This is a genomic window from Pseudomonas salomonii (genome assembly GCF_900107155.1).
Taxonomy (GTDB): domain Bacteria; phylum Pseudomonadota; class Gammaproteobacteria; order Pseudomonadales; family Pseudomonadaceae; genus Aquipseudomonas; species Aquipseudomonas salomonii.
Map to the genome: position 1 here is coordinate 570,683 of NZ_FNOX01000002.1, position 23,727 is coordinate 594,409.

Annotated in this window: 17 protein-coding genes and 3 pseudogenes; 13 read left to right on the forward strand and 7 right to left on the reverse strand. The window is 61.3% G+C overall.

Going from position 1 to position 23,727, the window contains the following annotated elements; all coding sequences use genetic code 11:
• Nucleotides 1–31: 31 nt before the first annotated feature.
• Nucleotides 32–2,170, forward strand: coding sequence for a methyl-accepting chemotaxis protein (locus BLV67_RS06670; protein WP_069787833.1), 2,139 nt, complete (start codon nucleotides 32–34; stop codon nucleotides 2,168–2,170).
• On the opposite strand, the gene BLV67_RS06675 is transcribed toward BLV67_RS06670, so the two are convergent.
• Nucleotides 2,118–3,134 carry a helix-turn-helix domain-containing protein gene (locus BLV67_RS06675; protein ID WP_069787834.1) on the reverse strand — a complete coding sequence of 339 codons (1,017 nt, stop codon included), beginning with the start codon at nucleotides 3,132–3,134 and terminating at the stop codon, nucleotides 2,118–2,120. The two genes, BLV67_RS06670 and BLV67_RS06675, sit on opposite strands and share 53 nt — an antisense overlap.
• Nucleotides 3,135–3,344: 210 nt before the next feature.
• Here BLV67_RS06675 and BLV67_RS06680 point away from each other — a divergent pair, with 210 nt between their 5' ends.
• The 3 genes from BLV67_RS06680 (at nucleotide 3,345) to BLV67_RS06690 (ending at nucleotide 6,849) form a co-directional block, all read left to right on the forward strand.
• Nucleotides 3,345–4,721 carry an aspartate aminotransferase family protein gene (locus BLV67_RS06680; protein ID WP_069787835.1) on the forward strand — a complete coding sequence of 459 codons (1,377 nt, stop codon included), beginning with the start codon at nucleotides 3,345–3,347 and terminating at the stop codon, nucleotides 4,719–4,721.
• Between the two features lie 27 nt (nucleotides 4,722–4,748).
• Nucleotides 4,749–6,203 (forward strand): aldehyde dehydrogenase family protein, encoded by a 1,455-nt coding sequence (locus tag BLV67_RS06685; RefSeq protein ID WP_069787836.1) that lies wholly within the window; start codon nucleotides 4,749–4,751, stop codon nucleotides 6,201–6,203.
• Between the two features lie 82 nt (nucleotides 6,204–6,285).
• Nucleotides 6,286–6,849: a cytochrome b gene (locus BLV67_RS06690; RefSeq protein ID WP_065930146.1), complete on the forward strand. Its 564-nt coding sequence runs from the start codon at nucleotides 6,286–6,288 to the stop codon at nucleotides 6,847–6,849.
• Between the two features lie 388 nt (nucleotides 6,850–7,237).
• Here BLV67_RS06690 and BLV67_RS06695 read toward each other — a convergent pair whose 3' ends face one another.
• The 6 genes and pseudogenes from BLV67_RS06695 to BLV67_RS06720 form a co-directional block, all read right to left on the reverse strand.
• Nucleotides 7,238–8,689, reverse strand: coding sequence for an amidase (locus BLV67_RS06695; RefSeq protein WP_069787837.1), 1,452 nt, complete (start codon nucleotides 8,687–8,689; stop codon nucleotides 7,238–7,240).
• 16 nt (nucleotides 8,690–8,705) lie between these two features.
• On the reverse strand, nucleotides 8,706–9,938 hold the full coding sequence (locus tag BLV67_RS06700) for an MFS transporter (RefSeq protein ID WP_069787838.1): 1,233 nt from the start codon (nucleotides 9,936–9,938) through the stop codon (nucleotides 8,706–8,708).
• A gap of 10 nt (nucleotides 9,939–9,948) precedes the next feature.
• Complete coding sequence (locus tag BLV67_RS06705; RefSeq protein ID WP_069787839.1) at nucleotides 9,949–10,881, reverse strand: SphA family protein; 933 nt, start codon at nucleotides 10,879–10,881, stop codon at nucleotides 9,949–9,951.
• A 68-nt stretch (nucleotides 10,882–10,949) separates the two neighbouring features.
• Nucleotides 10,950–11,921 carry a helix-turn-helix domain-containing protein gene (locus BLV67_RS06710; protein WP_425272298.1) on the reverse strand — a complete coding sequence of 324 codons (972 nt, stop codon included), beginning with the start codon at nucleotides 11,919–11,921 and terminating at the stop codon, nucleotides 10,950–10,952.
• A 211-nt stretch (nucleotides 11,922–12,132) separates the two neighbouring features.
• Nucleotides 12,133–12,366 (reverse strand): annotated as a pseudogene (locus BLV67_RS06715) (hypothetical protein); the annotation flags it as partial.
• Nucleotides 12,367–12,753: 387 nt separating this feature from the next.
• Nucleotides 12,754–13,689 (reverse strand): AraC-like ligand-binding domain-containing protein, encoded by a 936-nt coding sequence (locus BLV67_RS06720; RefSeq protein WP_065930152.1) that lies wholly within the window; start codon nucleotides 13,687–13,689, stop codon nucleotides 12,754–12,756.
• A gap of 566 nt (nucleotides 13,690–14,255) precedes the next feature.
• On the opposite strand from BLV67_RS06720, the gene oxdA reads away from it, so the two are divergent.
• The 9 genes and pseudogenes from oxdA to BLV67_RS06760 all read left to right on the forward strand — a co-directional run bounded on the left by oxdA (nucleotide 14,256) and on the right by BLV67_RS06760 (nucleotide 23,604).
• Nucleotides 14,256–15,314 (forward strand): aliphatic aldoxime dehydratase, encoded by a 1,059-nt coding sequence (oxdA, locus tag BLV67_RS06725; protein ID WP_069787842.1) that lies wholly within the window; start codon nucleotides 14,256–14,258, stop codon nucleotides 15,312–15,314.
• A gap of 84 nt (nucleotides 15,315–15,398) precedes the next feature.
• Entirely contained in the window at nucleotides 15,399–16,265 is an 867-nt protein-coding gene (locus BLV67_RS06730) for a transporter (protein ID WP_065930154.1), read from the forward strand.
• A gap of 180 nt (nucleotides 16,266–16,445) precedes the next feature.
• Entirely contained in the window at nucleotides 16,446–17,960 is a 1,515-nt protein-coding gene (locus BLV67_RS06735; protein ID WP_069787843.1) for an amidase, read from the forward strand.
• Between the two features lie 78 nt (nucleotides 17,961–18,038).
• Nucleotides 18,039–18,632, forward strand: coding sequence for a nitrile hydratase subunit alpha (gene nthA / locus BLV67_RS06740; protein WP_065930156.1), 594 nt, complete (start codon nucleotides 18,039–18,041; stop codon nucleotides 18,630–18,632).
• Between the two features lie 41 nt (nucleotides 18,633–18,673).
• A complete protein-coding gene (nthB, locus tag BLV67_RS06745) occupies nucleotides 18,674–19,330 on the forward strand; it encodes a nitrile hydratase subunit beta (protein ID WP_069787844.1) in 657 nt (218 codons plus the stop codon).
• On the forward strand, nucleotides 19,327–20,583 hold the full coding sequence (locus BLV67_RS06750) for a GTP-binding protein (protein WP_069787845.1): 1,257 nt from the start codon (nucleotides 19,327–19,329) through the stop codon (nucleotides 20,581–20,583). The genes nthB and BLV67_RS06750 overlap by 4 nt, the downstream gene beginning before the upstream one ends.
• 354 nt (nucleotides 20,584–20,937) lie before the next feature.
• Nucleotides 20,938–21,600: pseudogene (locus BLV67_RS33615) on the forward strand (PAS domain-containing protein); the annotation flags it as partial.
• A gap of 30 nt (nucleotides 21,601–21,630) precedes the next feature.
• Nucleotides 21,631–21,885 (forward strand): annotated as a pseudogene (locus tag BLV67_RS33620) (methyl-accepting chemotaxis protein); the annotation flags it as partial.
• A gap of 78 nt (nucleotides 21,886–21,963) precedes the next feature.
• A complete protein-coding gene (locus BLV67_RS06760) occupies nucleotides 21,964–23,604 on the forward strand; it encodes an AMP-binding protein (protein WP_069787847.1) in 1,641 nt (546 codons plus the stop codon).
• Nucleotides 23,605–23,727: the final 123 nt, after the last annotated feature.

The following is a 23,727-nucleotide window of genomic DNA, read 5'->3' on the forward strand; positions in this document are numbered from 1 at the left end:
CAAGCATGCTGTTCACCTGCGAGATACTCCGATGCTCGACGCCCTCTCCATCCGTTTGAAAATCATCCTGCTTTCCGGCCTGTGCCTTCTGGGCGTAATCGGTCTGATCGTCAGCCTGAACCTCTATCAGAGTCACCAGAACAACCGGTTGATCAGTACGTCCAGCAGCAAGATGCTCACCGAGAGCGGCGAGACCCTGCTGCTGGCCAAGGCCGCCGAGCAGACGGGTAACCTGCAGCGGGTCTTCGGCAACAGCCTGCTGCTCATTACCGCCCTGTCCGACCAGGCGGCACATTTGCGTAACATGGCCGCGCAGCGCGGATTGCCGGCCGCGACGTTGCGTGAGGAGCTGAACCAGAGTCTCAAGGCAACCTTCGAGCGCAATCCGCAGATACTCGGGCTGTGGCTGGTTTTCGAGCCGAATGCGCTGGAGGGTCAAGACAGCGCATTCGCCAACGACGCCGCGCGCGCCTCCAACGAAACCGGCCGCTTTGCCAGTGCCTGGAACCGGGGCGCTGGCGAGTCGGTGAACATACTGATTCCCGAAAGCGATTTGCATAAGACCGATCTCAGCATCAGCGGCACCCCCTACAACAGTTGGTACACCTGCCCGCGCGACACACGGCGCACCTGCCTGATGGCGCCCTATGCCGACACCCAGGCCGGGCAGGTACAACTGATGACCACGCTGTCGATACCGTTGATTGCCAATGGCAAAGTGATCGGCGCCCTGGGCGTTGACCTCGCACTCGGCGCCCTGCAAGCGGCCGCAAGCGATGCCCAGCGCATGCTGTTCAACGGTTCGGGAAGCATGCTGATTGTGTCCGACAGCGGCGTGCTCGCGGCCTACAGCAAGGATGCCGGCCAGGTCGCCAAGCCGCTCAGCGTCACATTGGGTGAGCAAAGCAAGGCGATACTCGCGGCATTGACGCAGAAAAAACCGCTGGTGCTGGCCCAGGATGATTTGATCCGCGCCGTCTACCCCGTCGCGCCTATCCCCGACGCGCCGGCCTGGGGAGTGGTCATTGATTTGCCCAAACAGGTACTGCTGGCCGACTCGGCAGCACTTCAGACCTTGCTTGACCAGACCCAAACCCGCGACACGCTGAAGTCATTGCTGGTGGCCATCGGCGCCGGGCTGTTGGGCCTGCTGCTCATTTGGTTCACTGCCTCCGGGGTGACGCGCCCGATCAACAGTGTCGCGCAGATGCTCAAGGCAATTGCCAGTGGCGACGGCGACCTGACTCAACGCCTGCACTACCGCAAGAAAGATGAACTGGGCGAACTGGTGAATTGGTTCAACCGTTTTCTCGACAAACTGCAGCCCACCGTCGCGCAGATCAAGCAGAGCATTACCGATGCGCGCGGTACCGCCGACCAGTCTTCGGAAATTGCGCGGCTGACCAGTGAAGGGATGCAGGTGCAGTTTCGCGAGATCGATCAACTGGCAACCGCGTCCAACGAAATGAGCGCCACCGCCCATGAAGTCGCCCACAGCGCCTCGAGTGCCGCCCAGGCAGCGCGCGGTGCCGACCAGGCGTCCAGAGAGGGCATCACCCTTATCGAGCGCAGCACCCAGGACATCAATGCGTTGGCCCGCGAGGTCAGCAAGGCCGTGACGGAAGTCGAAGCGCTGGCGGTCAACAGCGAGCAGATCGGTTCGGTGCTGGAAGTGATCCGCAGCATTGCCGAGCAAACCAACCTGCTGGCACTCAACGCTGCGATCGAAGCGGCGCGTGCCGGGGAAAGCGGCCGGGGTTTTGCGGTGGTGGCCGATGAAGTCCGCAACCTGGCCAAGCGCACCCAGGACTCCGTCGAGGAAATCCGCATGGTCATCGAACGCATCCAAACCGGCACGCGGGGCGTGGTGGCGACCATGCATTCCAGCCAGACGCTCGCCCAGGACAACGCCGGGCAGATCCATCAGGCCGTGCAGGCGCTTGGCAAGATCAGCGACGCGGTAACCGTGATCAGCGACATGAACCTGCAGATTGCAAGTGCGGCGGAGGAGCAAAGTGCGGTGGCCGAAGAGGTCAATCGCAACGTCTCGACCATCCGTGGCGTGACCGAGACCCTGACGGAACAGGCCGCCGAGTCGGCGCAGATCAGCAGTCAGCTCAACGCGCGGGCCAATCAACAGATGAAGCTGATGGATCAGTTCCGCGTGTAACACACGGCGGTATGGCGGCGCGTGATGTCTGGGACGGTAATTCGGAGAACAGCGCATGGTACTCAGCCGCAAAATGGCTGAGGTGGTAGAACCCCCACTGGGCCGCGGCATCGCCAATCGAGAGGTGCGCGGCCTGGGTGGACATCAAGGTGCGGCGTACGCCATTGAGCCGCACACAGCGAAGGTAGTTCAGCGGCGTGGTCTCGGCCACGGCGCGAAAGCTGTTCTGCACCGTGCGCCGGCTGATCTGGAGGCGTTCGCACAGCTCGAACACACTGGGCACGTCGAACAGTCCGGTGGTCGCCATGCGGTGGCATTTCTCGACGATAAAACTGCGCGTGGAACTGCTCGTGCGCTGCTGCTTATCGCAGGCCGGATCGGTCATGAGCTGCATCAACTCGCTGAGCATGGCCTGCTCCAGCGCCTCGTCGTGTTGCCGCTCTTGCGCGCTGTCGTGAGTATCGCTGGCCATCGCCTGGGCGAACACCGCCAGCAAGCGCCGACGGGCATCGGCGAAACGTTGGCTGGAAACCCTGATCACCGGCTGACGCAGCAACAGGCTCACATCCTTGGCCGACGCGGTTTGCGCCAGCGCCTGCTCGAACAATTCACGCTCGAACGTGATGGACAGCAGCTGCATGCCCATCGGCATATGAAACATGAACTCCTCGCCACCGCGCAGAAAGAACAGGCTGCTGTCGTCCACCTCGCGCCCCTGCATTCGCATCGAGCCGGGCACGTTGATCGGCACCGCGAAGCACATCTTGCCCCGCGGCGCGACACCGTGCTGCACGACACGCTGGTTGATCTGCTCAAGGAAAACGTGGCAACCGCCGGTGGTCAACTGCATCAGCGAACTCTCGGTCGAACCGGCGGTTAACTGGCTGTAGTCCTGGTTCCACTGCTGCACGTTGGCCGCATGAACGTGAACATCCTTAAAATGACCGACGCTGTTATTTCTCATAATGAGCGATACCCTCGGATATTTTTTATTTTAATGTCCATTTATTTATAGATATTCTCACATAGCGCAATTAATGCAAATTTCGTGAGAGCTTCAGCTCACGCCGCCTCACCTGCGTCGGCGCCCCACATGTGCCGATTCGGGCTACCAGCCTTACCCGCGTCGCGTAGATGATCAGGCCACATCAATCAACATCGCAGAGAATCCGTCATGAGTGAAGCCAAGCTTGCAGCCCTGCATTTCGCCGATGCACCGCACATCACCTCCAGCACGCTCCCCGGCCCCAAAACGTGCGAGGCCCTGGCGCTTTCGGCGCGTACCGAGTCGATGGCACGCGGCGGCGGACGCATGCCGATCGCCATGGACCGTGCCTTCGGCGCAACCTTCAAGGACCCGGACGGCAACACCTACATCGACCTGTCCGCCGGCGTCGGTGTCAGCAGCGTAGGCCGCTGCCACCCCAAAGTGGTGCAGGCGATTCGCGAACAGTCCGAAGTGCTGATGCATGCCCTGGAAATCAACAGCACCCGGCGTACCGAGCTGGCCGCCAAGCTGTCCGAAATCGCGCCCGACGGTTTGCGTGGCGACTGCATCACCTTCTTCACACAAAGCGGCAGTGATGCACTGGAAGCGGCGATCAAGTTTGCCAAGCGCATCACCGGGCGGCACCAGATCATCGCCTTCCATGGCGGCTACCACGGCGTGTGGAACGCTTCGGGTTCGCTGACCACCGGCACGGCCTACCGCAAGGGCTTCGGTGCGCAGATGGGCGGAGTGATTCACGCCCCCTACCCTTACGCCTACCGCTTCCCCTTCGACACCACCCACAAAAGCGCCGAGCAGATCGCCGGCGAGTACATCGACTACCTGTTGAACACGCCCTACACCGCCGCCGATGACGTGGCGGCCGTGATCGTGGAACCGGTACAGGGCGAAGGCGGCTACGTGCCCCCATCGCCGCAATTCCTGCAGTTGCTGCGCAAAGCCTGCGACCGCAGCGGCACACTGCTGATCGTCGATGAAGTGCAGTCCGGCGCGGGGCGCACCGGCAAAATGTGGGCGGTCGAACATTCCGGCGTGCAGCCCGACATGCTCACCTTCGGCAAAGGCATCGGCAGCGACCTGCCCATGGCCGGCCTGATCATGCGCTCCGACCTGGCGGCGAAGATCCCCGACGGTTCCATGCCCAACACATTCGCCGCCAACTCGTTGTCGGCCGCGGTGGCACTGACCAACATCAGCATCCTCCAGGATCCCGAACTCGACCTGCTCAACCGCGCCCACACGCTGGGGCTCGAGGCACAAGCGCATATTCGTGGCTTCAACAGCCCGTTGGTCGGTGAAGTGCGCGGGCGCGGCCTGATGATCGGCATCGAACTGGTCGAAGACCCGCTCACCAAGGCGCCCCTGGCGGGCGAGAAGATCGGCCAACTGATGGGCTATCTGCTCAACCACGGCGTGCTGATGATTCCCTGTGGCCGCTACAGCAACGTGATGCGCGTGATGCCCTCGCTGACGATCTCCCGCGAACTGTTCTTCAAGGCACTGGACATCTTCGGCGACGCCCTGGCGTCCCTCAAGGCGTGAACCTGCCCACTATTCGAGGACCGCAACATGACTGAGCACTTGAATCATTTCATCGAAGGTACGTCCTGCGAAGCCTTCGACCGTCGTCGTATCGACCTGGTCAGCCCCGTGACCGAGCAGGTGTATGGCAGCTCCGCGCGCGGCACCCGCGAGGACGTGGACCGTGCCGTGGCGGCTGCACGCCGGCAACTCGATGGTGGCGAGTGGAGCCAACTCGACGGCGCCCAGCGTGGCCGACTGTTGTCAAAACTGGCCGACCTGGTTGAGCGCGACAGTGAACGGCTGGCCGATCTGGACGCCAACGCTATCGGACGCTCCCCCATCGAACCGCGCCGAATGGACCTGCCCAACGCGATTGCCAACCTGCGCGCCGCCGCCGGCTGGGCCAACCAACTCGAAGGTCGTACCATTCCCACCGGTGGCTACTTCGGCACCAAAACCCTGTCGTACACGGTGCGCGAACCCGTTGGCGTAGTGGGTGCCATCGTGCCCTGGAACTCGCCGCTGATGATCACGGTGTGGAAGCTCGCCGCGTTGCTGGCGGCAGGCTGTACCGTCGTGATCAAACCATCGGAAGAAACCCCGCAGTCAGCCTTGCACCTGGCACTGCTGGCGCAGGAAGCCGGCTTCCCGGACGGCGTGATCAACGTGGTCACCGGCTACGGCAATGAAGTGGGTCGCGCCCTGTGCGAGCATCCGGATGTCGCCAAGATCAGCTTCACCGGCAGCCCCGAGGCCGGGCGCGAGATCCAGCGCACCGCCGGTGTGTTGTTCAAGCGCGTGGCCTTGGAGCTGGGCGGCAAGAGCCCACAGATTGTGTTTGACGATGCCTCCTTCGACGACGCCCTGCGCGGCTGTACGCTCGGTCTTTTCGCCAACCAGGGCCAGGTGTGTGCAGCCGGTTCGCGGATCCTGGTGCAGCGCAGCCTCGCCGAACGTTTCGGCGCCGCGCTGGCCGAGGCCGCACAGGCGGTGAACGTCGGCGATCCTCGAACGCCCGGCGTACAGATGGGTCCGGTGGCCAAGAAGGCGCAATTCGATCGCGTCAACCGCTACATTCAATTGGGCATCGACCAAGGCGCAACGCTGCTCGCCGGCGGCGTATCGGCCCCTGAGCAGGGCTGGTTCGTGCGGCCGACCATCTTCGCCAACGCCCGCAACGACATGGACATCGCCCGAGACGAGATCTTCGGTCCCGTCGGCACACTCATTACGTTCGACAGCGAAGATGAAGCGATCGCCCTGGCCAACGACAGCCGCTACGGCCTCGCGGCCACGGTCTGGACCAGCGACCTGGTGCGGGCGCACCGTGTCGCGGCGGCGATTAAAGCCGGCGCCGTGGGCATCAACTGCTGGAGCCCCTTGGACGCCAATCTGCCCTGGGGCGGCGTCAAGACCAGCGGCATCGGGCGCGAAGGCGGGTTCAGCGGCGCGCTGGCCTACACCGAGGAGAAAGTCATCACCGTGCTGCTGCCGGGCTGAGCGCACGCGCTGTCCTGACCGAGCCACCCTTCAACGTTGAGGGTGGCCATTGAACCGTGCTTCGCTCCGTGGAGAGCCTGATATGAACCCAATAGATCAACCGACAATCGATCGGTACCCGACCTCCCTGCGCGTGTTGCACTGGGTGCGTGCCGTGCTCGTCCTGGGCTTGCTGTGGGTCGGCTGGCACATGACCGGCATGAACGATGAAGTGGCGAGCAAATTCGAGCTCTATTATCCGTGGCACAAGTCCTTCGGGGTGTTGACGTTCCTGGTGGTCCTGACTCAGCTCGCCGTGCGTTTTCGCACCCCCAAGCTGCCGCAGCCACTGGAAACCCTGGCGGGGTATGAACGGTTCCTGTCCCGCCTGACCCAGCGCGTCATGTATGTACTGCTGGTGATCGTGCCGTTGATGGGCTATTCGATGTCGAGCACCTACACAATGAGCGACGGGGTGTTCTTTTTTGGGGTTAACCTGCCGGAGCTGTTGCCAAAGAATGACGATTGGTTCGCGGTGTTCCAATGGCTGCACAAAGTCCTCGCCTACACGTTGCTGGTCCTGATCGTGCTGCATGTGGCGGGCGCCCTCAAGCACCGCTTCTACGACCGCGACCCGCGCAACGACGTGTTGCGCCGCATGCTCTGACAGGATGAAGCGTTGACGCAAAACGTCAACGCCTGCTCGGACCCGCAACAAACCTCAATGACGACTCATAACGTCGCCCACGCAATGAACTGCATGTACGTGCTGGTGGATGCGTCGCGGCTCTGCCGGCCACCGTTCCCCAGCCATTGCTGCGACTTGTAGAAACCGACCAGCGGCGAGAGCGTGATGTTATCCGCGACGGCCCCATCCACCAACAGATCGACCTCCTGCGCAGCGAAATCCAGCTCATGGCGGCGGGAAAGCTATGCCCGGTCAGTTAAGAGATAGAACGGGCGACTAATAACCTGTAGCGAGCGGGTTTGCCACAGTTACAGTGTTCCTCCTTAACTGACTGGCATTAGCAAGGGCTGCCATTCCAACCGGCCGGTTAGCGCGCGGCATAGGCATTGATCGGCGGTATCCGCTGCCGCCAGGGCTGGGCCCGTTCCAACTGTGCGGCGAGGGCGAACAGGGTATGTTCTTCTCCGAAACGAGCGGCGAAGTGCGCGCCCATCGGCAGCCCGGCCGCGCTCCAGTGCAACGGTACCGACATCGCCGGTTGCCCGCTGGCATTGAACAGCGCGGTGAACGGCGAGTAGCTATGGAAGCGCTCGATCAACTCATCCAGGCTCAGGCGGTCATCCTGCAGGTCCAGCTCGCCGATCAATACGGGTTCACGGGCCAGGGTGGGTGTGAGGATCAGGTCGTAGTCCTGCATGAACACCGCCAGTTGACGGCCCAAGGCATGGATCCACTCCACCGCGCCGGCGTACTGCGCACCGCTGACCTCGCCCTTGCTGCGCAAGATGATCCGAGTACGGGCTTCCAGTTCCTCGGGCTGCACCACGAAGCCGCGCATCTGGCCCAAGACGTCGACATAGTGACGGGTGCTGGCGCCAATGATGGTAAAGACCTGATCGAGAAATTCCGTCAGCACCACCGGCAGGTTCACCGGCTCGACACGGTGACCCAGGGATTCGCACAGCCTGGCCGTCGCGCGCACGGACTCAAGCACCGTGCTGGACGTCGACCACGGCCCGAGTTGCTCCACCAGCGCAATACGCAACGGCCGTGGATCGCGTTGCAGCGCCGAGACATAGGGCTGTGCCTGCAAGGGCGCGGCATACGGCGCGCCCAGGTCGATACCCGCCGTCGCATCCAGCAACGCGGCACTGTCCCGTACCGACAAGGTGATGGCATGGGGCGTGCCCATCCCCGCCCAGCCTTCGCCGATCATCGGCCCCGAAGGCAACAACCCGCGACTCGGCTTGAGGCCGAACACCCCACAGCACGAAGCCGGTACGCGCAAAGACCCACCGCCGTCGTTGCCATGGGCGAACGGCACGACGCGCGCCGCCACCAGGGCTGCCGCGCCGCCGCTGGAGCCGCCCGCGCTGTGGCTGATGTTCCAGGGGTTGCGGGTGGCACCAAAGCGCGTGGACTCGGTGGAGTACGAGGTGCCGAATTCGGGCGAGGTGCTGGTGCCGACAATCACACAACCGGCACGGCGCAAACGCGTCACGAGTTCTGCGTCGAAGTGGGCGCGCGCGCCTCCCTGCGCCCGGGAACCATTGGTCATCGCCGCGCCGTTGACCGGTGAGAACAGGTCCTTGATCAAGGTCGGCACGCCGGCAAACACCCCGTCACCGGACCGCGTTGTGCGTGCGGCCTCACGGGCCGAATCGTACAAGCGCTCGGCCACGGCGTTGAGCTGCGGTTCGACCCGTTCGATGCGATCGATGACCGCCTCCAGCAGTTCGCCGGGTTGTAGCTCACCACGCCGGAGCCACTCGGCCAATCCCGTGGCGTCTTCGGTGTCCAGCAGGTTGTGGATGTCCATTTTGATCTCCTCTTGATTACGAATGACTTGAGCCGAAAGTACGGGGAGCCGTCTTGCGTCGCGCTTGCAGGCCTGCGAGCGCCCAGACCAGGGCCGAAGCCACACTGGCGAAGGCCAGCCATAGGATGGATAGGCGCAGGTCGCCCGAGTAGGCACTCAGCAGCGCCACCACCAACGGGCTGACAAATTGGCCGAAATACAGACAGGCGGTGAACCCGCCCAAACCGCGCCCGCGGGTCCTGGCAGTCAAGGCATTCATCACCGGTGCCATCGCGTTGGGCACCAGCAGCCCGGCGCCCAGGCCGTGAATCAGCACCGCCAGCAATACCGCGTTGTAGCTTTGCCCGCGCATCAGCAGCCACAGTCCCGCCCCCAGTAATGTCAGGAGCAACGCATTGCAACCGGCGATACCGATGCGGCGGCGCAGCAGCGGCCAGGCCAGCGAACCGCCGAGGGTCGCCAGCAGGCTCAACCCCGCCGACAGCCCGATCAGTGTGCTCGACGTCACGCCCAGGCCGACCAGCAGAATCGGCGCCTGGATCGGTACGACAAACGTCAGGACCATACCGCTGAGAATCAGCAGGTAACCGAGCACCAAGGACAGCATCGCCACCCGCCCCTCGTCAGGCACATCAAGGAATTGCCGGCTGGCCCCGGGTTCCCAAAGCACCTTCAACATCGCGGGCACCAGCAGCAACGGCAGCAGGTACAGCAGGAACGGCTGGCGCCAGGAATGTTCGCCCAGCGCCCCACCCACCACGAAGAACAGCGCCCCCACCAGCCCGATGGTCACCACTTGCCGATTGACGTAATGCATGCGCTCCTCGCCGTGCCAATAGTCGGCGATCAGCGCAGCGCAACAGGTCATGACCGCAGCTTCGGCGCAGCCGAACAACAGACGTATACCCACGATGGTCGGCAAATGATCGAGTACTGCCGGCAGCGCGCCGAGCACGGCATACAAGAGAGTGGCGATGATCAGGAGGGGCTTGCGCCCTACTCGGTCGGCCAACCATCCGGCCAACGGCGCGCACAATGCAATCGCCAGTGCCGGCCCGGTGACCACCAGCGGCACCAGCAAGTCGGCGCGCGATTCCAGCGGGCCAAACTCGGCGCCAAGCTTGGGCAGCACCGGCGCCACCATGACCGCGCCCATGACGGTCAAGCTACTGCCCAGCATCAGCACCAGCCCTTCGCGACGCCCGATGGCTTGACGGGGTAACGCACAATCAGAACGGAATGGGTTCATGGCCAGCCCCTCAGAAACTTTGAGAAATACGCAGCGCCACGGTGTAACCCTCGGCGCGGTTGCGGGCATCTGTTTCCTTGTAGGCATGCAGCCAGATGGGCGGCAGCCCGGGCGCGATGTAGCTCACCGCTGGCCCGACCGCCAACACCCGTGCACGGTTGCCCGATTGCAGCCCCGGCGCGTCGTCATCGCTGAATTGGCGGTAGTAGTAACCGCCCAGGCCCAGGGTCCAAGGCCCCACGTGTTGGCCCACAGCAAATTCGTGGCGGTACTCGACACCGTTTTTGTAGTCGGTCGCGGGGTTGCGGGTGTTGACGTCGACTTCAAAGCTTGAAGACACCTCGAAGCCACTGTCGGTGATGTAAGTAGCGTTGACGATCGGCGAGAACGCCCAGTGGTTGAGCCCTGGAGATACCAGGCGATTCTTGTCGTAGTCGCCGGTGGGCGCCTGGATCTGCAATTGGGTGTTGATGAACAGATTCGGCGATAGATTCCATTGCAGGATCACCGGCAAAAACTGCACGTCGGCCAGTCGAAACGGGTCGGCTTCCAGGTGCAACGGCCCGACCGATGTCTGGACCTTCATGGAAGCGTCCATCTTGAAAAACGGCACCACCATCCCGTATCCGTAGCTTGCGCCCAACACGGTGTGATCCGTCATGTGCATATAGGCCGCTGCGATGGACAGCACATCCAGTGAAAGATGGTTGTCGACCGCGCGCCCGCTGCGGTCCTTCTGCACATTGGCCGAATAGAACCCCGTTCGCAGCCCAACGGTCCCATAAGGCGTGGCCGGTGGCATCATCCCTGCACCGAAGTCATACACACCGACCGCTGTGGTCGGCGCGCCGTTCTCGGTGGCCTGGGCGCCGGCACAGCAACCGAGCAGGCCCAGGGTGAACAGCGTCAGACGTACGGCGTTTGCATTATTGTTGTTGATCATCGAATACCCCTCCCATCAAGTGGTGTGGGCCATCCTATTGAGCAACGCCGTGAGCGGGTTATCCGTTTTCAGCAGAGTTGAGTACGCCGCAGGGTCTGCGAAGGGCTTTCGCCAAACAGGGTGCGGTAATCGCCAGAGAACCGGCTCAGATGCCAGAACCCCCAGCGTGCCGCCACGGCCTGAACACCTTCCGATGGCGTGCCCGCTCGCAGTTCACGTCGCACTGCATTGAGGCGCAATGCACGCAAATATGCCACCGGGTTGATCCCCAGGGTTTCCTGGAAACAGTACTGGAGTTTGCGCCGGCTGGCACCGATGTGGTTGCACAGGTCCAGGATCGACAACGGCTCGTCGAGATGGCTCAGCGCGTATTCGCGAGCGCGGTCGACCATCCTTTTACGCGCGGTGGGGTTGAGGGGCGGCGCCTGATCCGGCGCAATCAGTTCCAGCACATGCAGCATCACTGTGTCGCGTATGCCGCGGCGGATCGCGTCGTGCCCCAGCAATGCATCACGCCCTTGATCGCGACCGGCCAGTTCATCGAACAATGCCGTAAGTTCATACTGCACAGTCGAGTCACCCAGGCGGTAACACTTGGGAATATCGGTAATTCGAAAGGCGCTGCCCTGGCGCTCCAGGACATATTCCAGCACGCGCTCGTCAATCGCCACGTTGAGCAAGTCAAGGTGTTGGGGAGTGTGTATCTCGGGCAGGTTATGCCCGTGGACGACCAATAGGCTGGGGTCGTGAATCGGATGCCCCGAGCAGTACACCGGGCCGTCAGCACTCAACGGCAAGCTGAAAGTGATTGACCCTTCCCAAGCCGATCCGCTCTTGATCATGGCCTGATTAGAGCGGTCGCGTGCCAGTTGCATCCAGTCCAAACGGAACTCGGTCAGCTCGCCTTCAAAGATCCCCGGCGATAACTGATCATAGCGAAGCTCCCAGCCGGGCATGTTCCGAGCGTGCTCATCGATGTCAATCGTCAGGAAACGCTGGAGGGGCGATGCCGTCCGCACCTTGCTGGAAACCGTCGGCATCAGCTCATTTTTGTTGTGCATGGACCTGACCTTTTTCAGTTACAAGGCTTACAGGTCACCTACAACGCAAGTTCCATTCCGAACTCAGGACAGGCCGCACATTTGTGCCGAAAATGGATAGTGAGACGGGCAAGCTCGCTCGCCTTTTGTAGGACGTCTCATTTCACCAAAGCCTCACCGTTGAGGCTACCTGCCTATTACTCTGCCTGGATCATCGCAGGCGAGCGCGAAGCGGCTCAACCTTTAGCAACTGCATCTGCTGGCGATAGTCATCCGTGACCTGGCGTGACTGACTGCTGGTGCTGACACGCGGGGTAATCAGCACGATCAGTTCGGTACGCGCCTTGGACTTGCTGGCAGCGCCAAACAACCAGCGCAGGTCGGGGATTTTGCCAGGATAAGGTACCGACGTGCCGCTTTCAGCATTGTCCTGCTTGACCAGCCCCCATCCCGCCGCCACCGGCTTAACCTCAGGACGTGCATCACCTCGGCGCGAGCGGTTCTCTGATCTACCTTCAGATCAAACATCACTTGATCGAGGTAGCTTTCATAATTGGTCTCAATACTAGGACCATACCTTTCGTCTTCAGGGGCCGCCTTAGCGATACACAAGTGGCACAGGCCCATTCGGTAGTCGCAAGTTGAAATGTACTCACGACCCCGATAGCCTTTAGGCGTTGCCCGAGCAGGCTGAGCATCCATTTCTTTCTGCTTTTCCATAAACCAGGGAAATCCATACCCTTCCAGTGGATGACCAGGTTCGGGGCACATCCGGAGGCTTGCCTTCAATGATTTGAAAAAGATGCCTCCAGTCTTAGCTCCAGCACTTCCTTCAATTGCGGCGTAAAAGCGTATTCGGCGCCACACCAAACGCCTTGCGAAACGCATGGCTGAAATGAGAAAAGTCAGAAAACCCGAAGTCCAGCGCCGCCTCGGACACACTGCGTACCTGGCCGCGTTCAATTGCTTCACGGCTGGCATTCAGGCGCTCTTTCCAGATCTCTGCAACGGGGGTTTTCTGGTAGCGTGCGAAGGCCCGCGTAACGGTTCGGGTGGACACGTTGTGGGCCTTGGCGATGGCTTCAATGGACAGGTCCGGCTCGGCCAGGTGTCGCTGGATGTACTTCATAATGCGGCCGTAGAGGTCCATCTCCTGATGGCTCGTCTTCAGGTCCTGGAGTTCCAGGCTGATCACAAGCAGGTCCAGCAAAGCACTTGAGTAACGCTTGGAGATGCGCTCATCCTGCAACGACGCTGGCGTGCTCGCGGCCTGATGCAACATTTCGCGCAACGGAACTACACCAGGGCGCCGGTCGTCGAGGACCATTGCGGTGAACTCCGCAATACGCGGCAAACGCTCGGTAAGCAACGCTCGCGGAATACGGATCAAGTGGTTTTCGGTACCACCCAGGCTGAAGCGAAACGCTTGAGTTGCGTCATAAAGAAACAAATCACCCATTGCCAGGCTGGCTTTTCTGGCACCTTGTTCTATTTGGCCGTGGCCATTTCGAGCGAAACCCAACCATAAATCCTCGGCCGGACCGCTGCGCAGGTGCCGCTCGGAACGCTCCCAGTGATGCATCGGCGATGACAGCGAACAGATGTCCAGCTCGCCGACCGTATTGATGGCGAGCGCGCCATCAAAGCTGCTCTGGGACAAGGGTTTGCTATCGGCCGCCAGACAATGCCGGCAGACCACTTCTTTCCAATAATCAAACCGACGTGCTGCGGGAACGGCAAGGGTCGAATACTGAGCGCTCGGATTCATGACACTGACCTCGACAACGATGCAACAGGCGCTTGAGAAGTTGAAACGTGCGGCCCATTTTCAGGCATGCGCAGCAAATAACAGGCCAAGCGCAGTGGCAGGCCTGCGCAGGTGCGCTGCCCTGTGATGTCAATCGCAACTTTCGCTGTGCCCGGGAGGCTGTCGCGCTCCACGGCCTTCACCATTTAAGCGCACAGCACCTCACCCCAGCGACTCAGGTGCACCAGTGCGGGCCACGGGGAACGTCGGTTTCAGCGTTGTCTTTGCCAACCAAACGATTGTCTCGCCGAACAAAGCGCCGCCTCATCACCCAGCCTAATTTCCACCTCACAGCAGCTCATACCCCGCTGATGAGGCACGCCATGCACCAACACTCTTCACAACGACTGGCTGACTCCCTTTGGCTTCTGCAAAGGCGCGACCTCGCGCCTGAAGCGTCGGCTTATTGGTTGATTGAATGGGGGGCCATGAAGCTGCTGCACCGACGGCAGGTCGCCAAGCACGACCTGCCGCCGACGCGCTGATGCCCACCCGCAGGCCTGAACGAAAATAACGAGGAGCTCAAGATGGAATCTGCAATCGACACACATCTCAAATGCCCACGCACCCTGTCCCGCCGTGTGCCCGACGAGTATCAACCGCCGTTCCCGATGTGGGTCGCGCGCGCTGACGAACAACTGGAACACGTGGTGATGGCTTATCTCGGCGTGCAATATCGCGGCGACGCCCAGCGCGAGCCTGCATTGCAGGCAATGCGTCACATCGTCGGCAGTTTCGGCCTGGTCGATGGCCCGCACACCCATGATTTGACCCATCACACCGACAGCAGCGGCTTTGATAATTTGATTGTGGTCGGGTACTGGAGAGATCCTGCTGCCCACTGTCGCTGGTTGCGCTCACCCCAGGTGAATGACTGGTGGTGCTCGCCGCAGCGCCTCGGTGAAGGCCTTGGCTATTTCCGCGAAATCACCGCCCCGCGCGCCGAGCAGTTCGAGACGCTGTACGCCTTCCAGGAGAACCTGCCCGGTGTCGGCGCGGTGATGGATGCGACCAGTGGAGAGATCGAAGAGCACGGTTACTGGGGCTCGATGCGCGACCGCTTCCCGATCTCCCAGACCGACTGGATGAAGCCCACGAGCGAGCTGCAAGTGATCGCGGGCGACCCTGCCCAGGGAGGACGGGTCGTCGTCCTGGGGCATGACAACCTCACGTTGATTCGTTCTGGCCAGGACTGGGCGGACGCCGAGGCCGAGGAACGCTCGCTCTACCTTGACGAAATTTTGCCGACCTTGCAGGACGGTATGGACTTCCTGCGTGACAACGGCCAACCGCTGGGCTGCTACAGCAACCGGTTCGTACGCAATATCGATCTGGGCGGCAATTTTCTAGACCTGAGCTACAACATCGGTCACTGGCGCTCGGTGGAGAAACTCGAACGCTGGGCAGAATCCCACCCTACTCACCTGCGTATCTTCGTGACGTTCTTCCGCGTAGCCGCGGGCTTGAAGAAGTTAAGGCTGTACCACGAAGTGTCCGTGTCGGACGCCAAGAGCCAGGTATTCGAGTACATCAACTGTCACTCGCAGACCGGCATGTTGCGCGACGCACTGCCGCCAACAGCCTGAGCGCCATCGGCGTTTAACACCCCACCTTCTGCCTCCCAGCCACCCTTCTCGGGTGGCCCGGTCTCCCTGTGCGAGGAATAGACGATGAATAAGATCCGCCTGCTGACACTCTCCACCCTGTTGCCCGCGCTTCACGCGAACGCCGGTGAAGTCGCTCCCGGCGATTATGAGCAATATCCGGTCGGCGCTACTATCGGTGTGATTTATTACCAGCACGCCACCACGGACTCGGCCTACACCAACGGACACAAGGTCAGCTCTGACTTCAAGGTGAGCTCGGACATCGGCATCCTTCGTCTGCTCCATGTCTACGCACTCAGTGACACCGTCACCATCGACCCGCAATTCCTGTTGCCTTTCGGGCACGTCTCCAGCGCAGGTGACGCCTCAGCGCTGGGCAATGCTCGCGGCGTTGGCGACTTGACCCTCACCGCGCCGGTCAAATGGCGGTTCAACGAAGCCCGCGACACGCTCAGTATCGCCCCCTACCTGTATGTGCCGACGGGCACTTATGACAAGGACGACCCGCTCAATATCGGAGAGAACCGCTGGAAATTCGAACTGCAGAGTGCCTACGTCAAACACTTCACCGAAAAATGGGCTATGGACCTGGTCGGCGGCGCTACCTGGTATGGCGACAACACTGATTACGGTGCAAATGCCGACCGCTTGAAGCAGGACGTTTCCTATGCAGCACAGATCATGGGGCGTTACATGCCAGACGCCACCACCACGTTTGGTATCGGCTTCGGGCGCACCTGGGGCGGTGAGACGAACGTCGAGCACGTCAATCAGGATAACGAGTTGGGCACCACCAACTTGCGTCTCACCGCCACCAAATTCGTCACCCCACAGGACCAAATCCAACTGCAATTGGGCAAGGACCTCTCGGTGGACAACGGCACCCATGAAGACTTGCGCATCAATATGCGTTACGCGCACATTTTTTAACGCAAGGGTCCGCGATCGCGCCCACTTGGCGCCTTTGCGCAGGGGTGTCCGCCTCAGCCAAGTCGATGTCTTTCTCAACCAAGCCTGGGACTGGATGCGCGGATTATCTTGAGCCCCTGGCCCGCTGATATTGAGAGCATGCAGTGCTCTTCGGCCACTTACGATAAGGACAGCTCAACCATGGCAATCGTACGCCCTACCCTTGAACAACTATTGGATATCTCGAGCGGCCTGCACATGCAGCTCAGCGCGGAGCAAGCCGGTGAATACCTGGCGCTTATGCAACCCAGCTTCGACGCTTATGACCTGGTTGACGAGCTGCCCGACTTCATCCCGCCGGTTCGTTACGAACGCAGCTCGGGCTATCGCCCCTCGCCCGCACACAACCCGCTCAACGCCTGGTACTTCCGAACAGAAGTCAACGGCGCCCGCGAAGGCAAACTGGCGGGTAAAACGGTTGCACTCAAGGACAATATTTCACTGGCGGGCGTGCCCATGATGAATGGTGCCAAGCCACTTGAGGGCTTCATTCCATCATTCGATGCCACGGTAGTCACCCGATTGCTGGATGCCGGCGCAACCATTCTCGGCAAGGCAACCTGCGAACATTACTGCCTGTCCGGTGGCAGTCACACCTCCGATCCTGCGCCGGTGCACAACCCCTATCGCCATGGATTCGCCTCGGGTGGCTCGTCTTCCGGCAGCGCAGCACTGGTTGCCGCGGGCGAGGTCGACCTGGCAGTCGGCGGTGACCAGGGCGGGTCAATCCGAATTCCTTCCGCATTCTGCGGCACTTACGGGATGAAGCCCACCCACGGACTGGTGCCTTACACCGGGATCATGGCCATCGAGGCGACTATCGATCATGCCGGCCCCATCACGGCAAACGTGCGCAACAACGCCTTGATGCTGGAGGTCATGGCGGGATCGGATGGGCTGGATCCGCGACAAGCTGCGCCCCGGGTCGACGCTTACAGCGATTACCTGGAACGCGGTGTGAGCCGGTTGAGGATCGGCGTCCTGCGAGAAGGGTTTGAATTGGCCAACCAGGACCCGCGTGTGGCCGCCTCTGTGCGCACTGCCATCGCAGCGTTTTCGCGGCTGGGCGCGCACGTCGAAGAGGTCTCGGTGCCTGAGCACAAGATTGCCGGTTCGTTGTGGCACCCCATCGGCTGTGAAGGCCTGACCATGCAAATGATGCACGGCAATGGGGCCGGCTTTAACTGGGAAGGGCTGTATGACCTCGGGTTGCTGGACAAGCAGGCCGGATGGCGCGATCAGGCGAATGACCTGTCCGCCTCTCTCAAGCTGTGCATGTTCGTCGGTCAATACGGTCTGGAGCGCTACAACGGCCGTTACTACGCCAAGGCGCAAAACCTCAGGCGCCTGACACGCGCCGCTTATGACGCGGCATTGGCGCGCTATGACCTGCTGGTGATGCCGACCGTCCCGATCCTTGCCCAGCCCCACCCGCAGCCAGGCTGCTCGATCACCGAGTACGTGGCCGGAGCGCTGGAAATGATCGGCAATGCTTGCGCTCAGGACATCACCGGCCATCCTGCCATGTCGATTCCCTGCGGGCTGGTAGACGGCTTACCGGTCGGGCTGATGCTGGTTGGCAAGCACTATGCCGAAGGCACGATTTACCAGGCGGCCGCGGCGTTCGAGGCGTCGTTTGACTGGAAAAACAGATAGCTGGTTTTGTCCCCTGCAGCGCAAAAAGAATAAGCCGCCAGGCGCTGTCTGGAAGCTCAACGATGAGGAGTCAACCTGATGACCACGTACGAAAAGAACCCATCAACGCCGGGCGAACGAGCACAGGCACTCCTGCAGGTGCTCAAGCAAAAAGAGCTGATCCCCGACGGTTACATTGAGCACATGACACAGCTGATGGCACACGAATGGAGCCCGCAGAACGGTGCTCGAGTAGTGGCCAAGGCCTGGACCGACCCACAGTTTCGCGAACTGCTGCTAAAGGACGGTACCGCTGCGTGCGCCCAATTTGGCTATACCGGCCCGCAGGGTGAATACATCGTTGCGCTGGAAGATACGCCGGGTGTGAAAAACGTGATTGTGTGCAGCCTGTGCTCCTGCACCAACTGGCCCGTCCTGGGGCTGCCGCCGGAGTGGTACAAGGGCTTCGAGTTTCGTGCGCGCCTGGTCCGGGAGGGACGCACCGTACTGCGCGAACTGGGCACAGAGCTGCCGAGCGAAGTGGTGGTCAAGGTTTGGGATACCAGCGCCGAAAGCCGCTACCTGGTGTTGCCGGTCAGGCCTGAAGGCTCCGAACACATGAGTGAGGAGCAGCTTCAGACGCTGGTGACCAAAGACGTGCTGATCGGCGTCGCCCTGCCCCGCGTTGACTGAGAAAAACAGCGCGTCATCGTTCATTTTCCGGAGTTTCTATTATGGATGGCTTTCACGATCTCGGCGGTTTCCAGGGCTTTGGCAAAGTCCCTCACACCATCAACAGCCTGAGCTACCAACCGGTGTTCAAGCAGGACTGGGAGCACCTGGCCTACAGCCTGATGTTTATCGGTGCCGATCACTTGAAGAAGTTCAGCGTGGACGAAGTGCGCCACGCCGTCGAACGCCTGGATGTCCGCCAACATGTCGGTACCGAGTACTACGAACGCTATGTCATCGCTACCGCCACCCTGCTGGTCGAAACCGGTGTCATCACCCAGGCGGAGCTCGATCAGGCCCTGGGTTCTCACTTCAAGCTGGCGAACCCTGCGCAGGCTGAAGGCAGACCGGCGATCACCGGTCGAGCGCCGTTTGAGGTCGGCGACCGAGTTACCGTGCGAGACGAGTATGTGGCCGGGCATATCCGCATGCCGGCCTATGTGCGCGGCAAGAATGGCGTAGTCCTGCACCGAACATCAGAAAAATGGCCATTCCCGGACGCGATCGGGCATGGCGACTTGAACGCGGCGCATCAGCCGACCTACCACATCGAGTTTCGCGTGAAGGACCTGTGGGGAGACGCGGCCGACGACGGTTTCGTGGTGGTCGATCTGTTCGAAAGCTATCTGGACCATGCCGATAGCACGGTGAACGTATGATGGCCGGCGCCTTGAAAGGCCGACTGCCGGTGACCGTGCTTTCCGGCTTCCTCGGCGCCGGCAAGACCACGCTGCTCAACCATATCCTGCGCAATCGCGAAGGCCTGAGAGTGGCAGTCATCGTCAATGATATGAGCGACGTCAACATCGATGCCGAAGAGGTGCAGCGCGACGTGGCGCTGCACCGTGGTCGCGATGAGTTGATCGAAATGAGCAATGGCTGTATCTGCTGCACGCTGCGCGCCGACTTGCTCGAGCAGATCAGTGCCCTGGCACGTCAGGAGCGTTTCGATTACCTGCTCATTGAATCCACGGGGATCTCTGAGCCAATGCCGGTCGCCGAGACGTTCGCGTTCCTTGACGCGCAAGGCTTCAGCCTCAGCGAACTGGCGCGGCTCGATACCTTGGTGACGGTGGTCGACGGCAGTCGTTTTCAGGCGTTGCTCGAGTCGCCGGACACCGTGGACCGCGACGACGCACAGGAAAATACGCCTAAACGCCATTTGGCAGACCTGCTGATCGAGCAGGTGGAATACGCCAACGTCATTCTCGTCAACAAACTGGACCTGATCGACGAGCCTGGTTACCAGGCCGTGCACGCGATTCTCGCCGGCCTTAACCCGACCGCGCGGATCCTGCCGATGGTTCAGGGTAACGTTGAATTATCCGGCATTCTCGGCACCCATCTGTTTGATTTACCCAGCCTTGCGGCATCGCCCGGCTGGATGAAAAAAATGGCGGCCAACGACGCTCCGGCCTCCGAGTCGGACACCTATGGCGTGACGTCCTGGGTGTACCGCGAGCGCGCTCCATTTCACCCGCAGCGGTTACTCGACTTTCTACAGCGCCCTTGGCGCAACGGGCGCCTGTTGCGCAGCAAGGGTTACTTCTGGCTCGCCAGCCGGCACTTGGAAACCGGCCTGCTGGTGCAAAGCGGCAAACAGTTCCAGTGGGACTATGTCGGGCGCTGGTGGACCTTCATCGAGCAGTCGCAATGGCCACGGGATGAATATCGGTTGCAGAGCATCATGACCAAGTGGGACAGCATTGTCGGCGATTGCCGGCAGGAGTTGGTTTTTATCGGCCAGGACCTGGATACCCACGCGTTACAGCACGCGCTCGACGACTGCCTGTTGAATGCTCAGGAAATCAGCGCCGGCCCTTCAACCTGGCAAGCCCTGTCGGGGGCGACAGTCTTTGACTCGCTGGCCTTATCAGCTGCGACGCAATCGCTGCAGGCTGATCCCATTTGACCGAGGCAGAGGTGTCCCATGCTTTTTTTCAGCCGAACCACCCGCTGGGCATTGACGCTGCTCGCCGACCGCCTGGAGCAGCCTGACCAGGCGAGCCCTCCCCTGTCGTCGAACAACCGGTTATTGCGCCGTATCCTGGCAAGCGTCGAACAACTGCTGCAAGAGCGACGAGCGCTCAAGGAGCAAGCCCGCGCACTGACGCTGGACGTCAACCAACTGGAAGAGCGCCTGGCCTGCAATGACACGCTGTTGCGGCAATGGGCGGCGCGCTGGGCACTGGTCACGCTGGGCGCAGGGGAACTGTTCTGGGAGCTGGAACTGGATGGAACCGTGGCACCCGCACCGGAATGCGTGATGACGTGGACCGGGTATGAATCGGACCTGGCCCAGGCTATCGATCAGCTCGGCAGTTGGAGCAAACAGTTGCACCCGGATGACCGGCAAGCGCATCTGGCAGCGCTCGCCAGGCACCTTGCCGATCGAAGCGGGCGCACGCCCTTGGCCCTGGACGTGCGAATGAAACCGGCAGCAGACGGTGACTATCGCTGGTACAGAATCAGCGGTGTCGCGCGACGCGATGCGCAAGGTGCCGCGCTTGCCATCGGAGGAACCGTTCGTGACATTCATGAACAGTACCTGCACAACGAGGCGCTCGAACTGGCGGCCACACGCTTCGACATTTCCCGGGAAATGCTGCATGACGGGCTCTGGGATATCGAGATAGTGGCCGGCGACCCGGCGAACCCGAAAAATACCATTTGGTGGTCGCCGCAAATGCGCCGGCTGCTGGGTTGCAACACGATTGAGGAGTTTCCTGACACCCTCGAAAGCTGGACCTCACGCTTGCACCCCGACGATAGCGCACGGGCCATCGGCGCGTTCGTCGCCCATGTGGACGACCGCAGCGGCAAGACGCCGTTTGATGTGGATTATCGACTCAAACATAAAAATGGCACTTACCGCTGGTTTCGCGGCCGTGGGCAAACGCGCCGAGGGCAGGACGGTTCCCCGCAAAGGGTGGTGGGAGCCATCACCGACATCCATGCCCACCATGAAGAAAGCACCCTGCGCGAGGCGCAGGCGCAACAACATCGGGTGATGCAGGAAACCCTCACCAAGCTGACGCAGATTGTCGCCACCATCCAGGGCATTGCCAGCCAGACCAACCTGTTGGCGTTGAATGCCGCCATTGAGGCGGCGCGCGCAGGCGAAGCCGGTCGCGGTTTTGCGGTGGTCGCCGATGAAGTGCGCAAGCTGGCCACGCGTACCAGCCAAGCGACCCAGCAAGCAGCCGAGATGATGGACAACTAGCGACATCCAGGCGCCTGCGCGGCCTGCGTGGGCACAGGACACCTTCCAACAATAATAATCAGGTACGTTATGCGCGATTACGACTCAGCAGTGTCATCCTTCGACTATCTACAGCCGGCAGACCAGGGCTTGCACGGCGAACCGGGCGCCTTGAACGCCTGCATCGAATGCTGCGACCGGCACGCTCACGGGAATGCTGTGGCGTTGTATTGCGAAACGCGCGATGGCCGCGCCAGGCACTACACCTTCAGCGAACTGCAGGCGCATGCTGCGCGCTTTGGCAACTTTCTGCGAGCGCAGGGAGTGCAGCCGGGAGATCGTATTGCCGGCCTGATGCCACGCACGGTTGAATTGGTGATTGCCCTCCTGGGAGCCTGGCGCATCGGCGCGGTCTACCAACCGCTCTTTACCGCATTCGGTCCCAAGGCGATCGAGCAGCGTCTGGACTGCTCCAAGGCACGCTGGATCGTGACCGACTCCCACAATCGTCCCAAACTGGATGAAATCCCTGGCTGCCCACCCGCAATCGTGACCGACGGCCCTGCGCAGCATCCGAGCGATTACGGTTTCTGGGACGTGCTGGGTGGTCAACACACCGACTGCACACCTGAGCTGCTGGACGCCAGCGCGCCTTTCCTGCTGATGTGCACCTCGGGCACCACAGGACCGGCCAAGCCGCTTGAGGTGCCTTTGAGCGCCATTCGGGCTTTCAAAGGGTATATGCGCGATGCAATCGACCTGCGCGAGGACGACCATTTCTGGAACCTCGCCGACCCCGGCTGGGCATATGGCTTGTATTACGCAGTAACCGGGCCGCTGGCGTGCGGCCGGGCCACGCTGTTGCATGACGGCCCTTTCACCGTGGAAAGCACCTGCCGGATTATCGTCAAATATGCGATCAGCAACCTGGCCGGCTCGCCGACGGCTTTTCGCCTGCTGATTGCTGCCGGGGACGAGTTTGCCGCCGCCGTGCGTGGTCAACTGCGTATCGTCAGCAGCGCCGGCGAACCACTCAACCCGCAAGTCATCCGTTGGTTCGCCGAACAGCTCGGCGTGGTCATTCACGATCATTACGGCCAAACCGAAATCGGCATGGTGCTGTGCAATCACCACGGGCTGCGCCATCCGGTACGTGAGGGTTCTGCCGGCTATGCGGTGCCGGGGTACCGGATTGTCGTGCTGGATGATGCGCATCGGGAACTGCCGACCGGTCAGCCGGGCGTACTGGCGGTGGATCGCGAGCGCTCGCCCCTGTGCTGGTTCAATGGATACTTCGGCATGCCCACCAGGGCCTTCGTCGACCGTTACTACTTGAGCGGCGATATCGTGGAGCTTAATGAGGACGGCAGTATCAGCTTTGTAGGCCGTAACGACGATGTGATCACCACGTCCGGCTACCGCGTGGGGCCTTTCGATGTCGAGAGTGCGCTGATCGAACATCCGGCAGTCGTCGAAGCCGCGGTGATCGGCAAGCCCGACCCGCAACGCACCGAGCTGATCAAGGCGTTTGTCGTGCTGACCCACCGGTACCTGCCAAGCGCCGAGCTGGCCGAAATACTGCGCCTGCATGTCAAACAGCGTCTAGCTGCACATGCTTACCCGCGGGAAATCGAATTCGTCGAACAGTTGCCCAAGACCCCAAGTGGCAAGTTGCAGCGGTTCATTCTGCGCAACCAGGAAATTGCCAAACAGCAGGCACTCGACACATGACTCACGGGCGAACGCCCAAATCAAGGACGGCGGTGTCCGCCTGTTTTTAAGCGGACGCGATAGCCCTTAAATGCGCGAACGGAGCGCTTATACCCAGTCGTTCAAAGCCCAGGTTGTCCAGGC

What these genes read in the sequence shown, in the direction of transcription:
- BLV67_RS06670 (WP_069787833.1), top strand. Translation starts at nt 32, where the DNA reads ATGCTCGACGCCCTCTCCATCCGTTTGAAAATCATCCTGCTTTCCGGC.
- BLV67_RS06675 (WP_069787834.1), bottom strand. Translation starts at nt 3,134, where the DNA reads ATGAGAAATAACAGCGTCGGTCATTTTAAGGATGTTCACGTTCATGCG.
- BLV67_RS06680 (WP_069787835.1), top strand. Translation starts at nt 3,345, where the DNA reads ATGAGTGAAGCCAAGCTTGCAGCCCTGCATTTCGCCGATGCACCGCAC.
- BLV67_RS06685 (WP_069787836.1), top strand. Translation starts at nt 4,749, where the DNA reads ATGACTGAGCACTTGAATCATTTCATCGAAGGTACGTCCTGCGAAGCC.
- BLV67_RS06690 (WP_065930146.1), top strand. Translation starts at nt 6,286, where the DNA reads ATGAACCCAATAGATCAACCGACAATCGATCGGTACCCGACCTCCCTG.
- BLV67_RS06695 (WP_069787837.1), bottom strand. Translation starts at nt 8,689, where the DNA reads ATGGACATCCACAACCTGCTGGACACCGAAGACGCCACGGGATTGGCC.
- BLV67_RS06700 (WP_069787838.1), bottom strand. Translation starts at nt 9,938, where the DNA reads ATGAACCCATTCCGTTCTGATTGTGCGTTACCCCGTCAAGCCATCGGG.
- BLV67_RS06705 (WP_069787839.1), bottom strand. Translation starts at nt 10,881, where the DNA reads ATGATCAACAACAATAATGCAAACGCCGTACGTCTGACGCTGTTCACC.
- BLV67_RS06710 (WP_425272298.1), bottom strand. Translation starts at nt 11,921, where the DNA reads ATGCCGACGGTTTCCAGCAAGGTGCGGACGGCATCGCCCCTCCAGCGT.
- BLV67_RS06720 (WP_065930152.1), bottom strand. Translation starts at nt 13,689, where the DNA reads ATGAATCCGAGCGCTCAGTATTCGACCCTTGCCGTTCCCGCAGCACGT.
- oxdA (WP_069787842.1), top strand. Translation starts at nt 14,256, where the DNA reads ATGGAATCTGCAATCGACACACATCTCAAATGCCCACGCACCCTGTCC.
- BLV67_RS06730 (WP_065930154.1), top strand. Translation starts at nt 15,399, where the DNA reads ATGAATAAGATCCGCCTGCTGACACTCTCCACCCTGTTGCCCGCGCTT.
- BLV67_RS06735 (WP_069787843.1), top strand. Translation starts at nt 16,446, where the DNA reads ATGGCAATCGTACGCCCTACCCTTGAACAACTATTGGATATCTCGAGC.
- nthA (WP_065930156.1), top strand. Translation starts at nt 18,039, where the DNA reads ATGACCACGTACGAAAAGAACCCATCAACGCCGGGCGAACGAGCACAG.
- nthB (WP_069787844.1), top strand. Translation starts at nt 18,674, where the DNA reads ATGGATGGCTTTCACGATCTCGGCGGTTTCCAGGGCTTTGGCAAAGTC.
- BLV67_RS06750 (WP_069787845.1), top strand. Translation starts at nt 19,327, where the DNA reads ATGATGGCCGGCGCCTTGAAAGGCCGACTGCCGGTGACCGTGCTTTCC.
- BLV67_RS06760 (WP_069787847.1), top strand. Translation starts at nt 21,964, where the DNA reads ATGCGCGATTACGACTCAGCAGTGTCATCCTTCGACTATCTACAGCCG.